The following is a 14,044-nucleotide window of genomic DNA, read 5'->3' on the forward strand; positions in this document are numbered from 1 at the left end:
GACGATGCTGGCCGACCCGAGCATGGGTGGGCCGGGCCCGCTTCGGCCGCCCGCACCTCCCGGTCCGCCCGGGGCGCCGGGTGCTCATGGCGCCCCTGGTGCGCCGCTGCCTCCCGGTCCGCCCGGTGCTCCCGGTGCTCCGGTGCCGCCTCCGCCGCCTGGTTCGACGCCTCCGCCCGGTGGTGGGGTGCACCATGCCGCGACGATGCTGGCCGACCCGAGCATGGGTGGCCCCGGCGCGCCCCGGCCTCCGGGCCCGCCCGGCCCTCCCGGTCCGCCCGGAGCGCCGCAGGGCGGGGCCCCCGGCCCCGTACCGCCGAATCCGCACACCCCGCCGCCCCCGGCGTACGGGTACCCGCAGGCGCCGACCGGTCAGCCGACCGTCGGGCCCGGCTACCAGGCAGTGCTGCGCTACCGCGCGCCCGACGGCAGCGAGCAGCAGCTGATCCGGCGTTCGGCGCCCGGTACCCCGCACCCCGAGTGGCAGATGCTGCACGAGCTGCGGGCGATGAACGTGCCGCCGCAGCAGGTCATCGAGCTCCACACCGAGCTGGAGTCCTGTGAGCTGCCCGGTGGCTACTGCGCGCGGATGATCCGTGAGACCTGGCCGCAGGTGCGGATCACCAGCGTCGCTCCGTACGGCACCGATCACGCCAGCCGTCAGCAGGGCATGCAGCATTTGCTCACCCACCAGGGCGAACTGCACCAGGTGGCGGACGGACCGGCCCGTCCGGCGCCGGTGCGGGCGCCGCTGCCGCAGATGCCGCCCGCGATGGCGGCGCCGCCGGAGGCCATCGCGGACGAGCTGCTGCAGACCTTCGGGCCGCAGGGCATCTGCCGCTTCGACCAGCGGGCAGTCTCCCGCCAGGGTGTGCCCGAGACCGTCGCGCGCACGCTGGTGTGGGCGGGGCTGCCCGCCGACTTCGGGCCGTTCTTCTGGGCGCAGCCCGGTCAGCCGGTGGTGCCCACGCTCGCCGAGCTCGCCGCGCAGCGTCAGGTGCAGGCCGCCCCCGACGCGGGGTCGTACCTCGTCATGGGGTCCGACTTCGGGCGGGCGATCTGTGTCCAGTACGGGACCGCGAACATCGTGGCCGTGCCGGTCGAGGCGGGGCCGGGCGGTCAGTCGGTGGCGCCGCAGTTCGTGAACACGGGGCTGCCGGAGTTCCAGCGTTCGATGGCGCTGCTCGGCCGGATGTGGCGGCTGCGCTTCGGGCTCAACCCGGAGCAGGCGGGCCGCTGGACGGTCGACTTCCAGGCCCAGCTGGTGGCGCTGGACGCGGCGGCGCTGGCGTCGCCGGAGAGCTGGTGGTCCGTACTGCTCGAACAGATGTGGGACGGGCTGATCTGATCCGGCAGGCACGCGGCAGCGCCCGGTCACCGAGCTTGAGTTCTAGTGGTCGTCGCAACACCCCAGCTCAGGGGATGCGATGGACTTCACGATTCGAGAGGACCGGGGGCCTCAGGGGCGCCGTCCTCTGACGCGTGAGCGGGAGGCATACTCCCAGCTCATGCGTCAGGGGTATAGCAACAAGGAAGCCTGCCGGCTCATCGGTATCAACCTGCGGACCGGCAGGAGATGGCGGAACGGCTGGCACACGCCGAACAGCGGGAAGCCGAAGCCTCCGATCCATCACGTGGAGGCTCCGGCTTCCGGCGTTTCCCGGTACCTGCGCGAGGAAGACCGCATTCACATCGCCGACCGGCTGCGGGAGAAGGCGTCGATCCGCACGATCGCCGCCGAGCTGGGCCGCAGCCCCTCCACGATCAGCCGGGAGATACGCCGCAACGGCGCCATGTGGCGGGGCAACCAGTGGACCTACCGGCCTCATGCCGCCCACAGCCGCGCGGAGGCCCGCAGGCCCCGCCCCAAGACTGGGAAGATCGGCCAGAACCCCGAGCTGCGGGACTTCATCCAGGACCACCTCGAACGCCGTTGGAGCCCCGAGCAGATCTGCCACGCTCTACGCAGGCAGTTCCCCGACCGGCCGGAGATGCACGTGGTCCACGAGACGATCTACCAGGCCCTCTACGTTCAAGGCCGCGGCGAACTCCGCCGCGAGCTGACCCGGGCCCTGCGGACCGGCCGGGCCCGGCGCCGGCCCCACCGCCAGTCCTACAAGCGTCAGCCCCGCAACATCCCGAACATGGTGATGGTCAGCGACCGGCCTGCCGAAGCCGCCGACCGGGCCGTCCCCGGCCACTGGGAGGGCGACCTCATCATCGGCAAGGACGGCAAGTCCGCGATCGGCACGCTCGTCGAGCGCACCACCCGCTACGTGATGCTCGCGCACCTGCCCATCGATCACAGCGCGGCCAGCACACGCGACGCCCTGGTCGAGACGGTGAAGATCCTCCCGCCTCACCTTCGGCGTTCCCTGACCTGGGACCAGGGCTCGGAGATGGCTGCCCACCAGACGTTCACCATGGCCACGGACATCCCGGTCTACTTCTGCAACCCGGCCAGCCCCTGGCAGCGCGGCTCGAACGAGAACACGAACGGCCTGCTGCGGCAGTACTTCCCCAAGGGAACCGACCTGTCCCGACACACCCGTGAGCACCTCGACGTGGTCGCTGCCGAGCTCAACAGCCGCCCACGCAAGACGCTCGGCTGGGAAACCCCAGCCGAGCGTCTGTCTAAACTGCTCGCCACCACACGTCAGTGATCACGTGTTGCGACGACCCCTCGAATTCGCCGAGAGGGGCCGGGCGCCGTGCCATGTGTTGTCCGTGGTGCCTGTGATGCCTGTCGCTTCCGTCCGGAATGCAGCTGATCGATTCCGACTTCTGTGTCAATTGCCGCATCCTTGACGTATTGCTGGTGGTCGGTGAGTCGGAAAGAGGCTTCAAGGATGAGTTCTGCACCGGTGTCCGCGCACGGCTTCGTCGGCGTACGGGGACGTGGCTACCGTCCGGAGCAGGTGGACCGCGCGGTGGCCGGTCTGTCGGCGGAGCGGGACGCGGCGCTGGACGAGGTGTCCCGGCTGACGGCGCTGGTGGAGGAGTTGTCGGCGGAATCGGTCCGGCTGAGTGAGGTCGTCGCCGGGCTCGCCCCGCAGAACTACGAATCGCTGGGTGAGCGCGCCCAGCAGATCCTGGCCCTGGCCAAGAGCGAGGCGGAGTCCTTGCGGGGCGCCGCCCAGGAGGCGGCGCAGGCGCTGCGGGACGCGGCGGACGAGGCGGGCCGGGGGCTGAGGGCCTCGGCCCGGGCGGACGCCGAGGCGATGCGGGCGGCGGCGGTGACCCACGCCGACGAGGCGCTGGCCGCGGCGAAGGGTGCGGCCGACGAGGCCGTCGCTGGGGCCCGCGAGGAGGCTGCGGAGGTCCGGGAGCGGGCGCAGGCCATGATGGCGGAGACGGGCCGCCGTACCGAGAGCGTTCTCGCGCACCAGGAGCAGGAGCACTCCGAGCGGTGGCAGGCGGCCGAGCTCGAACTGGCCGGGGCCGAGGCCGCGCAGGCGGCGCACCACGACGAGCTGACCCAGCAGGCGGAGGCCCGCCTGGAGGAGGCGCGACGGGCGCTCGCGGAGACGGAGGAGGCCGCCCGGCACGGTCAGGAGGACGCCGAGGCGCGGGCCGCGGAGCTGATCGCGGCGGCCAGGGTCAGCGAGGAGCGGGTGGTCCGGGAGACGGAGCGGATCGTGCGGGAGCACGAGGAGGGCCGCGACGAGGTGCAGGCGCACATGGCGCACGTACGCAATTCGCTCGCGGCGCTCACCGGACGGGTGGCACCGGCGGAGGACTGAACCGGCCGATCCCTCTCCCAAGTCCCGTGCCTGGCCGAGGAATTGTCGTGCGTTCGTTCGGGCTGGGCTAATCTGGCGCCATGCACGGGGGAGCTGAAGAAGTGTCACGTCTGCAGGGCAGCGGGGCCACGCCGACGGAGCCGGGCGACCCTCGGCGGATCGGCGCTTTCCGGCTGCTCGGCATCCTCGGTACCGGCGGTATGGGCCGGGTCTACCTCGGTACCGCGGCGGGGCGGTACGCGGCGGTCAAGCAGGTGTTGCCGGTACTGGCCGCGGACAAGGACTTCCTGTCCCACTTCGGGCACGAACTCGACAATCTCGCCAAGCTGCCGTCCGGGGTCAGCGCCCGGTTGCTGGCCAGTGACCGTACGGCGCAGCCTCCGTGGTTCGCCACGGAGTACATCCCCGGCGTCACCCTGAGCGACGCGCTGCGGCTGAACGAGGGCCCGTTGCCCGCGGACAGTCTTTGGCGGCTGCTGCGCGACGGGGCGGGCGGTCTGCGCGCGGTGCACGCGGCCGGGATGGTGCACCGGGACCTGAAGCCGTCCAACGTCATGCTGACGCTCGACGGTGTGACCCTGATCGACTTCGGGGTGGCCAGGGCGGCCGACCAGTCCAGGGTGACCAGGACCGGGATGGTCATCGGGACCCCCGCCTACATGGCCCCCGAGCAGGCCATGGCCGAACGGGATCTGACCGGTGCGGCGGATGTGTTCGCGCTGGCCGGTCTGTTGCTGTTCGCGGCGAACTGCCGCCCGCCGTTCGGTGACGGGTCGGGGCCGGGCCTCTTCTACCGCATCGTGCACACCGAACCCGACCTCGGGCGGCTGCCGGACCTCGATCCGGACCTGGCCGCCGTGGTCGAGTCCTGTCTCGCCAAGGACGCCGCGGACCGGCCGACGGCCGCCGAGCTCTACGAGATCGCCGCCGCCCGGGTGCCCGCAGCGGTCACCGCCCTGTGGCCGCCGGCCGTCACCGACCGGATCACCGAGCGGGCGGCGTTCGCGGCGAGCCCGCCACCGCCCGAGGAGCCCGAGCCGGAGCCGCCCCAGGCGCCGGCCCCGGCCGTGGTGCCTGCCCTGCCTGACGTCCGGACGGCCGGCGCCGTCCCGGAGAAGCAGCGCAGTCGCCGCTCCCGGGTGCTGCTCATCGCGCTCCCCGTCGTGGTGGTGACGGGCACGACCCTGACCCTGGCGCTCGGGCCGTACCAGATCGGCGGTTCGCGCGGTACGGACTCCGGCGCCGCCACGCCTTCGGTCACCGCCGGGCCGTCGGGGCCCGGGGCGGACGGCGGTTCCGCGGATCCCGCGAAGTCGCCCTCCCGCTCGTCGAGCTCCAAGCCGGGATCCTCCGGCAAGCCGAAGGACGGCAAGGACGGTAAGGACGGAATGGGCGGGAGGGACGGAGCCGACGGCGCCGGTTCGGGCGGTTCGGGCGGTACGGATGGTTCGGGCGGTTCCGACGGGTCCGGTCCCTCGGGCGGCTCCGGTTCCGGCGGTTCCAACCCCACGGGCGGCTCCGGTTCGGGCTCAGGCTCCAGCAGTTCGGGCGGATCCAGCAGTTCCGGCGGCTCGGGCGGCGGACAGGTCCCGGCGCCCTCGGGCCAGTACTACCTCAAGAACGCGTCCAACAACCGGTGCGTGGGTGAGTCCGCCTCCACCTACGGCGGCTCCATGGTCATGAACTCGGTCTGCGGCGAGCCGGCGCACAACGGGGCCACCCTCTACTACAAGTGGACGTACAAACCCACTCCCGGCGGCAAGTTCAAGCTCGTCGGCCAGGGCACCGGCAACTGCCTCAGGCTGAACGGCCCCTCGGGGCTGTCCACCGAGGCCTGCAACTCCTCCGATTCCCAGGTCTGGCGGATCGGCACCAAGACATCGAGCGGCCACACCCTGGTGAACGTCGCCGAGGGTGTCTGCCTCCAGATGTTCAGCAGCATCGGCTTCCAGACGGCGGCGTGTGACGCCTCGGAGCCGGCCCAGCTGTGGCGCAACTCCTGACCGACCCCGACTACGCGCGCCTCTCCGCAGCCGCACGGAACCGCCGGAGCAACTGCTGGGCGGGCGCGCTGTCCGCGTCGAAACTGTGGAGTCCCTCCTGCCCGTCCGGGACGGCCGGTCCCCACAGCCGTACGCCGTGGCAGTGGAAGCAGAAGGCCAGCTGGAAGAGCAGACCGGTGGCACCGTGGACCCGGATGCCCCAGCCCGGGGAGAAGCAGCGGCGCATCTCCCCGTCCGGCAGGTCGCCGACCAGGGCCAGTACCTGATCGACCTGGGGCGCCTCCCACGGAGCGACCTCGTCGCCGGTCAGGTCCTCGGCGCCGAAATGCCTGATCGGATCGGTGATGCGGACGACCTCGATCAGTTCGGCCGTCTTGTGGATGATCGGGAGCAGCATGCGGACAGAATCGCCGACCTCGCGCGTGTGTGCCAGGGGGTACACACCTCCCTTCGAGATCCGAGATCCGGGAGCCGGGTTTCGAGCTTCGGGAAGGCCCTGTTCACTCCTTCGTGGGTACGGGGACGGGCTCGGGGCCGGGCCTTGAGCTTCGGGATTCGGGGGCCGGGATCCGGATGCCGGGATTCGAGCGGTGTCTTACAACCGGTAGGGAAATGAAGGTGGTTGGGAAAACCTCCCCACCCTCCCGGACCCGTCACGGCCAGCAAGTATGACTAGTCGTGACCGACTTGCGGCGTGGAGTCGCGACTGCTTACGGTGCCAAATGAACGACCCCGGCACAGTGTTAGCCGCACTGACCGGGGTCTGGCCCCAAGATCGATGATCCCGAAAGGCGATCCCGTGGTTGTTTCAAACCTTAGCCCTGCCCCGTGCACGTCCGCATCCTCGCGCGTCCACCCGAAGGCCAGGCCCGGCTACGGAAAGCGTTCCGTCCCGGCTCAACTCCAGCCCCACGAGGGTGATTTCGCACTATTGCCTGAACGTGAGCGGCACATCGCCGGTTACATCGACGCGCTGCCCGACGGTGCGGCGATGGACATCAAGTCGCTGGCCAGGAGCCAGCCGCTGTACGGGCAGATGGCCATCGGTAGCGCGTTACGGGCCCTGGGTGTGGCCGGTCATCTGCGGCATGTCCGGTGCCTGAGCGGCGAGAACGGCCAGGTCCGCTGGGTCACCCGCACCTTCTGGTCCCGCACGGCCCGCGACAACGAGTGGTGGAACGCCTTCCTGGCCGCCGAGGAGCGCGACCCCGCACCGCAGGAGGCTGCGGAAGCCGCAGCGGCCACCGCGCCCGAAGTACCCGCATCCGTGCCCGTACCGGCGCAGCCGCTCGTAACGACAGTGCCGCAGCAGCGCATCGCAGAGCCGGAGCCGGAGCCGGAGTCGGTCCCGGCGCCAGTGCCGTTGCCTGTGCCGCAGGCGACCGACGGTCGCCCCTCTCCCGCCTTCCTCGCCCTGGCCCGTCTCGGCCGTACCGACTCCCGCCTGGCCCTCTCGGCAGCGGACTGCGCGGCGCTGGAACAGATGGCGGCCGAGTGGTTCGCGCGTGGCGTGGACGCCGACTACCTGACGCACGCGCTCACCGCCGGGCTCCCCGCGTCCGTCGACTCGCCCTTCGGCTTCGTCCGCCGCCGCCTCCGCGACAAGCTCCCGCCCCGACTGCCCGCCTCCACCCCAGCTCCGCCGGGAACTCCCGCACGCCGTCTGATGGTCGAGTGCACCGAATGCGGCGCCCCCGGACGGCCCGAAGCATTCCGCGACGGCCTCTGCCGCCCCTGCCGCGAACCCGACCCGGCCTGACCCGCTGCGGTGACGGTTCGTCGGGCATCAACCGCTTGCACGTCGACCATGAACCCTGCCCGACAGGTTGGGCGCCGCGTTCACAGCCCGCCCCGACTGCTCCTGAGGTTCCGCAACGCGTTCTCGACGCTCAGCCGCTCGGCGGGCGTGAGCGCGCGAACCCACTCGGGCTCGGCCTCCCACTCGATACCGCCGCCGACCGGCCGCAACGCCCAGTACGGGCCGACGACCCCTCGGAACTCCCCGACCCGGTTGCTGTGACCGGCGTCCCTCACGAGGGCTCCGGGGGACGGGACTTGAGAGGGCTCATGGCGATTCACGGCAACGTTCTCTTCGGACACGTCAACTCCGCTCCGTAGCGATCCCACTACCAAGGGGATTCAGGGTGACCTAGAGTCGGAACCCGATCAGCCCCGCGCACCCTCGATCCGGAGTGCGCGGGGCTGTCGTACTGCCTGCCGACAGGGTGCCGTGGAGCGTGCGAGGGCCGGGCTCAGCGGCGTGCCGGTGGGGCGCCCGCCAGGATCCGGGGCTCCTCGCTCTGGTAGAGGCGGCGAGCCGCGGGGGCCGTGTGGCGGGGGAGGACCGTGCCCAGCCAGCCCGCCAGGAATCCGGCGGGGATGGAGACGAGCCCGGTGGTGGTGTACGGGAACCAGTTGAAGTCGTGGTCGGGGAAGACCGAGGTGGGGGAGCCGGAGACCAGGTTGGTTCCGGTGATCAGAACCAGGGTGGTGAGGGTGCCGACGACGAGGGTGCAGAGCAGTCCGGTGCGGGTGAAGCGTCGCCAGAACATGCTGTAGAGGAGCGCCGGGGCGAGCGCGGACGCGCCGACGCAGAACGAGAGCGTCGCCAGTGCCTGCACGTTCCAGTGCCTGGCCACGACCGCGAGAACGGTGGCGAGCAGTCCGACGACGATCGCCGAGGCCTGTGCCGTACGCATCTCGGACAGGCCGGCCAGCGGCTTGCGGTCGGGGTCGCGCACCCCGTGCAGGCCGTGCGCGAACAGGTCGTGGGCGAGGGAGTTGGCGCAGGCCAGGATCATTCCGGCGACGGAGGCGAGCAGGGTGAGGAAGATCGCCGTCGTCATCGTCGTGATGATCAGGGCCCCCAGCTGTGTACCGTTCGCGACCTCGCCGCTGATCTGGAGGATCGCGCTGTTCCCGGACGCCCCGGCACCGGTGATGACGTCGTGGTCGACGAGGGCCCCCGCGCCGAAGCCGATCACGACGAGCAGCAGGCAGATCGCGGCGACCACGGATATCGCCCAGGACATCGAGCGCCGGACGGCCTGTGTGGAGCGGGCGCTCGACATGCGCATGGCCACGTGCGGCAGGCAGGCGGCACCGAGCACCACGGTCAGTTCGGAGCTGACCATGTCGAGGCCGCTGCCCTTGAACTGGAGCCCCGAGCGCAGGTACTCGGCGCCCGCGCCGCTGCTCTGCCGGGCGGCCGAGAGCAGCGAGTCGGTGTTCCAGTCGAACCGGTTCATGATCATGACGGCGATGGTGAAGGAGGCCACGAAGAGGACCACGGTCTTCACGATCTGGATCAGCGAGGTGCCCTTCATGCCGCCGATCGCCGCGTAGCCGATCATCAGGGTGCCGAGCCCGATGATGGCGCCGGTGCGGAACCCGGAGGTGTCGAACCCGAGGATGAAGGCGAGGAGATCGCCGCTGCTGGCGAGCTGGACGACCATCATCGGGACGAGCGCGGCGAGGGTGACCGCGCAGGCGGTGATGCGGACCGCGCGGCCGGGGGCGCGGCGCACGAACACGTCGCCCATGGTGAACCCGCCCACGTTGCGCAGCGGTTCGGCGAGCAGGAACATCAGCAGGACGAGCGAGAGGGTGATGCTCAGGGCGAGGATCATCCCGTCGTAGCCGGTGAGGGCGATGATGCCGGTGGTGCCGAGCACCGTGGCCGCGGAGAGGTAGTCGCCCGCGAGGGCGAAGCCGCTCTGCATGGGCGAGAGCGAACGGGAGCCGGTGTAGAACTCGTCGACGTCGTCACGGTCCGGGCCGGTCATCACGCAGAGCAGCAGTGCCACGGTGCCCACGGCGAGGAAGGCCACCAGGGACATCGACTGCGCGGAGTTGTCGAATCCGTTCATCGGGCCGCTCCCGCTCTTCGCAGCCGGGCGGCGAGCGGATCGGCCGTGCGCCGGGCGGTCCGCTCGTACAGTGCGATGGCGAGCAGCGTCACGGGGAGCTGGCAGAGCCCCAGGGCCAGGCCGATGTTGAGGCCGCCGAACAGGGGCTGGTCCAGCAGGTCCTTGGCGTATCCGGAGAGCAGCAGGAAGACCACGAAGTAGCCGAGCGCGGTCAGCGCCGCGGTGCGCCGCAGGGCCCGGTACGAGGTGCGCAGCCGGCGCAGGTCGCTGTGGCGGCCGGGCGCGGGTGTGGGGGCGCCGGAGGCATCGGGGGCGTCGGGTGCGGTCTCGGAGCTCTGCCAGGGCAGCAGATAGTCGGCGTGTTGCTGGGGCGGCGGCCGATAGTGAGGGGACGGCTTCGGCAGCGGTCCGGGCCAGGAGGAGTGGGGGGCCGGGGGCGGGTTTCCGTGCGACATCGGGGTGCTGCTCCTTGCATGGCTCGGGTCCTGGGGCGGGCGGCAAGGCAGGAGTGCGGGTGCGTTCGGATGCGCGAACATTACTTGTGGGTACGGCAGTTGGGGAGAGGGTGGCCTGAATTACCCACGGTAATGGCTCAGTTGCGTGAGGCCGGGTGAACCGGAGGTGGCGGCCGGGCGGGAACGGGGCCTTCCGGCGAGGCCCTCGGTACACCGTTGGTCGGAGCCCCTGACACGGGTCTCCGCCCGGGGGCCGAGACCCCTAGGGGGAGCTCCTTAATTCTCGCCAGGGGCGGTTCCTCCCGGCGGAGGACGTTACGGCGGGGGCCGGTTCCTTAACGTTTTCCTACACAGCGACGTTTCCCCGGGGGCGAGGGAGGGTGGGGAAAACCCCGCCCGGGAACTGCGCTGGGCATCAGTGCGCCGGACCCGCTCCCGACACCAGACTCTGCAATGCGCGCCGACACAACCCTTACGATGACCGACATAGGAGATAAACCGTGACAACGGCTGTGACCATTCCCAGGCACGGGGACACCGGAGGGCTTACGGCCGTCGCCGCGCGGGCGCGGCAGGTCGTCAAGGCGTATGGGGCGGGCGAGACCCGGGTCGTCGCACTCGACCATGTCGACGTGGACATCGCCAGGGGGCAGTTCACCGCGATCATGGGGCCGTCCGGCTCCGGTAAGTCGACCCTGATGCACTGCCTGGCCGGCCTGGACACCGTGAGCTCGGGGCAGATCTACCTCGACGAGACCGAGATCACCGGGCTCAAGGACAAGAAGCTCACCCAGCTCCGCCGGGACCGGATCGGCTTCATCTTCCAGGCGTTCAACCTGCTCCCCACGCTCAACGCGCTGGAGAACATCACGCTGCCGATGGACATCGCGGGCCGCAGGCCCGACGCCGCCTGGCTGCGGCAGGTCGTGGAGACCGTCGGTCTCGCCGAGCGGCTGAAGCACCGGCCGACCGAGCTCTCCGGCGGCCAGCAGCAGCGCGTCGCGGTGGCCAGGGCGCTCGCCGCCCGCCCGGAGATCATCTTCGGCGACGAGCCCACCGGGAACCTGGACTCCCGGGCCGGAGCCGAGGTGCTGAGCTTCCTGCGCAGGTCGGTCGACGAGCTGGGCCAGACCATCGTCATGGTCACCCACGACCCGGTGGCCGCCTCCTACGCGGACCGGGTCCTCTACCTCGCCGACGGGCGCATCGTCGACGAGATGCACAGCCCGACGGCCGACCAGGTCCTCGACCGCATGAAGGACTTCGACTCGCGCGGGCGGACGTCATGACCGTCTGGAAGACCTCGCGGCGGAACTTCTTCGCCCACAAGGGACGCATGGCGCTCTCCGCCGTGGCCGTCCTGCTGTCGGTGGCGTTCGTGTGCGGCACGCTCGTCTTCACCGACACCATGAACACCACCTTCGACAAGCTCTTCGCCGCGACCGCGGCCGATGTCACGGTCTCCCCGAAGGACCCCGAGGAGAACAACGGGATCCCGGAGAACGGCAAGCCCGTCACGGTCCCCGCGTCCGCCGTCGGGCAGGCCGCGAAGGCCACCGGCGCGAAGGCGGCCGAGGGCGCGGTCTCCAGCATGTCCGTCACCGTCGTCGACAGCCACGACAAGAACCTGGGCCCGACCTCGGGCGCCCCGACGATCGCGGGCAACTGGACGCGGAACGACCTCCGTTCGATGGAGATCTCCTCAGGCCACGCACCGCGCGGACCGACCGAGGTGATGGTCGACGCCGACACCGCCGAGAAGCACCACCTGAAGCTCGGCGACGAACTGCGCACCATCACCGCGGGCGGCGACATCAGGGCCGCGATCAGCGGCATCGCCACTTTCAAGGTCACCAACCCCGGCGCCGCTGTCGTCTACTTCGACACCGTAACCGCCCAGACGAAGCTGCTCGGCGCGCCCGACGTCTTCAGCATTGTCTCCGTCACCGCCGAAGCGGGCGTCTCCGACGAGCAGCTGAAGAAGAACGTCGCCACGGCGCTCGGCGACACCTCCGCGTACAAGCTCCAGACGCAGGAGCAGGCGGCGGCGGCCAACAAGGACTCGATGGGCTCCTTCCTCGACGTCATGAAGTACGCCATGCTCGGCTTCGCCGGGATCGCCCTCCTCGTCGGCATCTTCCTGATCGTCAACACCTTCTCGATGCTGGTGGCCCAGCGCACCCGCGAGATCGGCCTGATGCGGGCCATCGGCTCCAGCCGCAAGCAGGTCAACCGGTCCGTGCTGATCGAGGCGCTGTTCCTCGGCGTCGTCGGCTCGCTCCTCGGCGTCGGCGCGGGCGTCGGCCTCGCCGTCGGCCTGATGAAGCTCATGGGCGCCATGGGCATGGAACTCTCCACCGGGGACCTCACCATCGCCTGGACGACCCCGGTGGTCGGCCTGGTGCTCGGCATCGTCGTCACCGTCGTCGCCGCGTACTTCCCGGCCCGCCGGGCCGGGAAGGTCTCCCCGATGGCCGCCCTGCGCGAGGCCGGAACCCCGGCGGACGGCCGCGCGGGCCGGGTCCGGGCCGCGATCGGCCTGGTCCTCACGCTGGCCGGCGGCGCCGCGCTGCTCGCCGCGACGAGGGCCGACGAGTCGGCCGAGGGCTCGCTCATGCTCGGTGCCGGGGTGCTCCTCACCCTCATCGGCTTCATCGTGATCGGCCCGCTGCTGGCCGGCCTCGTGGTCCGGGTGCTGAGCGCGGTCATGCTGCGGATGTTCGGCCCCGTGGGACGGCTCGCCGAGCGCAACGCCCTGCGCAACCCGCGCCGCACCGGCGCCACCGGCGCCGCCCTGATGGTCGGCCTCGCCCTGGTCGCCTGCCTCTCGGTCGTCGGCTCCTCCATGGTCGCCTCGGCCACCGAGGAACTCGACAAGTCGGTGGGCGCCGACTTCATCATCGAGCCGGCCGGTGGCGGCGGCGGGCTGATCGTCGACCAGGCGGCGAAGGCCGTCCGGGCGGCGGGGGACATCGACCACGTCACCTCGTACAGGTCCGTCAGCGCCTCGATCACCGCCCCCGACGGCTCCACCGGGAGCGAGGGCCTGGTCGCCGCCGACCCCACGTACAAGGACGACGTCCGCCGCGAGACGGTCTCCGGCGAGCTGGCCGCCGCGTACGGCAAGGACGCCATGTCGGTCGGCGAGACGTACGCCACCGAGCACCACGTCGAGGTCGGTGACCGGATCACCGTCGCGTTCAAGGGCGGCGAGACCGCGAAGCTGAAGGTCGCCGCGATCACCTCGGACGACGTCAACATCGACAAGGGCGCGATGTACATCAACATCACGACCGCCGAGCGCTACGTTCCCGCCGACACCATGCCGCAGAACATGATCATGTTCGCGAAGGCCGCGGACGGCAAGGAGAAGGAGGCGTACGCCGGTCTCAAGGACGCCCTCGTCAAGTACCCGCAGTACGAGGTGAAGAACCAGGCCGACTTCAAGCAGCAGCTCAAGGACCAGATCGGCCAGCTGCTGAACATCGTCTACGGCCTGCTGGCGCTCGCGATCATCGTCGCCGTGCTGGGTGTGGTGAACACCCTGGCCCTGTCGGTGGTCGAGCGGACCCGGGAGATCGGCCTGATGCGCGCCATCGGTCTCTCCCGCCGCCAGCTGCGCCGGATGATCCGCCTGGAGTCGGTGGTCATCGCCGTCTTCGGAGCCCTGCTCGGCCTCGGCCTCGGCATGGGCTGGGGCACGGCGGCCCAGAAGCTGCTGGCCCTGGAGGGCCTCGGTGTCCTGGAGATCCCGTGGCCGACGATCCTCACGGTCTTCTTCGCCTCCGCCTTCGTCGGCCTGTTCGCGGCCCTGGTCCCGGCGTTCCGGGCGGGCCGGATGAATGTCCTGAACGCGATCGCCACCGACTAGCGCGGGCGACGGCCGACGTAGGATGACCTGATCCGGCACCGGGGTGTTCCTCCAAACACCCCGGGGCCGGATTCGTACGTGCGGGGCGCCGCCCGGACGCCCC

11 protein-coding genes are annotated in these 14,044 nt (G+C 70.9%); 7 read left to right on the top strand and 4 right to left on the bottom strand.

Annotation, left to right across the window (positions count from 1 at the left end; genetic code table 11):
* The 4 genes from ACIRJP_RS17960 to ACIRJP_RS17975 form a co-directional block, all read left to right on the top strand.
* Nucleotides 1-1,348: SUKH-4 family immunity protein (locus tag ACIRJP_RS17960; protein ID WP_404174540.1), on the top strand; the 1,348-nt coding region annotated here is incomplete at its 5' end.
* A 160-nt stretch (nucleotides 1,349-1,508) separates the two neighbouring features.
* The gene (locus ACIRJP_RS17965) at nucleotides 1,509-2,663 is read left to right on the top strand and encodes an IS30 family transposase (protein ID WP_404174542.1); all 1,155 of its coding nucleotides are present in this window, start codon (nucleotides 1,509-1,511) and stop codon (nucleotides 2,661-2,663) included.
* 186 nt (nucleotides 2,664-2,849) lie between these two features.
* Nucleotides 2,850-3,743 carry a cellulose-binding protein gene (locus ACIRJP_RS17970; RefSeq protein ID WP_404174545.1) on the top strand — a complete coding sequence of 298 codons (894 nt, stop codon included), beginning with the start codon at nucleotides 2,850-2,852 and terminating at the stop codon, nucleotides 3,741-3,743.
* A 101-nt stretch (nucleotides 3,744-3,844) separates the two neighbouring features.
* Complete coding sequence (locus tag ACIRJP_RS17975; protein WP_404174548.1) at nucleotides 3,845-5,746, top strand: protein kinase; 1,902 nt, start codon at nucleotides 3,845-3,847, stop codon at nucleotides 5,744-5,746.
* A gap of 10 nt (nucleotides 5,747-5,756) precedes the next feature.
* Here ACIRJP_RS17975 and ACIRJP_RS17980 read toward each other — a convergent pair whose 3' ends face one another.
* The gene (locus ACIRJP_RS17980; protein WP_404174551.1) at nucleotides 5,757-6,143 is read right to left on the bottom strand and encodes a hypothetical protein; all 387 of its coding nucleotides are present in this window, start codon (nucleotides 6,141-6,143) and stop codon (nucleotides 5,757-5,759) included.
* Between the two features lie 402 nt (nucleotides 6,144-6,545).
* Between ACIRJP_RS17980 and ACIRJP_RS17985 the strand changes: the two genes are divergently transcribed.
* Nucleotides 6,546-7,505, top strand: a complete 960-nt coding sequence (locus ACIRJP_RS17985; RefSeq protein ID WP_404174640.1) for a MarR family transcriptional regulator — start codon at nucleotides 6,546-6,548, stop codon at nucleotides 7,503-7,505.
* Nucleotides 7,506-7,585: 80 nt separating this feature from the next.
* Here the strand turns inward: ACIRJP_RS17985 and ACIRJP_RS17990 are convergent, their stop codons facing one another.
* The 3 genes from ACIRJP_RS17990 to ACIRJP_RS18000 all read right to left on the bottom strand — a co-directional run bounded on the left by ACIRJP_RS17990 (nucleotide 7,586) and on the right by ACIRJP_RS18000 (nucleotide 10,070).
* A complete protein-coding gene (locus ACIRJP_RS17990) occupies nucleotides 7,586-7,780 on the bottom strand; it encodes a hypothetical protein (protein ID WP_382931578.1) in 195 nt (64 codons plus the stop codon).
* A 218-nt stretch (nucleotides 7,781-7,998) separates the two neighbouring features.
* Complete coding sequence (locus ACIRJP_RS17995; protein WP_404174554.1) at nucleotides 7,999-9,615, bottom strand: cation acetate symporter; 1,617 nt, start codon at nucleotides 9,613-9,615, stop codon at nucleotides 7,999-8,001.
* Nucleotides 9,612-10,070 carry a DUF485 domain-containing protein gene (locus ACIRJP_RS18000; protein WP_404174557.1) on the bottom strand — a complete coding sequence of 153 codons (459 nt, stop codon included), beginning with the start codon at nucleotides 10,068-10,070 and terminating at the stop codon, nucleotides 9,612-9,614. The genes ACIRJP_RS17995 and ACIRJP_RS18000 overlap by 4 nt, the downstream gene beginning before the upstream one ends.
* A gap of 500 nt (nucleotides 10,071-10,570) precedes the next feature.
* On the opposite strand from ACIRJP_RS18000, the gene ACIRJP_RS18005 reads away from it, so the two are divergent.
* On the top strand, nucleotides 10,571-11,359 hold the full coding sequence (locus ACIRJP_RS18005) for an ABC transporter ATP-binding protein (protein ID WP_383761681.1): 789 nt from the start codon (nucleotides 10,571-10,573) through the stop codon (nucleotides 11,357-11,359).
* A complete protein-coding gene (locus tag ACIRJP_RS18010) occupies nucleotides 11,356-13,941 on the top strand; it encodes an ABC transporter permease (RefSeq protein WP_404174560.1) in 2,586 nt (861 codons plus the stop codon). Before ACIRJP_RS18005 ends, ACIRJP_RS18010 begins: the two co-directional genes overlap by 4 nt.
* Nucleotides 13,942-14,044 lie beyond the last annotated feature (103 nt).

The organism is Streptomyces sp. NPDC102437, from assembly GCF_044765565.1.
In the GTDB taxonomy this organism is placed as follows: domain Bacteria; phylum Actinomycetota; class Actinomycetes; order Streptomycetales; family Streptomycetaceae; genus Streptomyces.

Excerpts from the sequence above, each read along its gene's own strand:
- ACIRJP_RS17965 (WP_404174542.1), top strand. The coding sequence starts at position 1,509 with ATGCGTCAGGGGTATAGCAACAAGGAAGCCTGCCGGCTCATCGGTATC.
- ACIRJP_RS17970 (WP_404174545.1), top strand. The coding sequence starts at position 2,850 with ATGAGTTCTGCACCGGTGTCCGCGCACGGCTTCGTCGGCGTACGGGGA.
- ACIRJP_RS17980 (WP_404174551.1), bottom strand. The coding sequence starts at position 6,143 with ATGCTGCTCCCGATCATCCACAAGACGGCCGAACTGATCGAGGTCGTC.
- ACIRJP_RS17995 (WP_404174554.1), bottom strand. The coding sequence starts at position 9,615 with ATGAACGGATTCGACAACTCCGCGCAGTCGATGTCCCTGGTGGCCTTC.
- ACIRJP_RS18000 (WP_404174557.1), bottom strand. The coding sequence starts at position 10,070 with ATGTCGCACGGAAACCCGCCCCCGGCCCCCCACTCCTCCTGGCCCGGA.
- ACIRJP_RS18010 (WP_404174560.1), top strand. The coding sequence starts at position 11,356 with ATGACCGTCTGGAAGACCTCGCGGCGGAACTTCTTCGCCCACAAGGGA.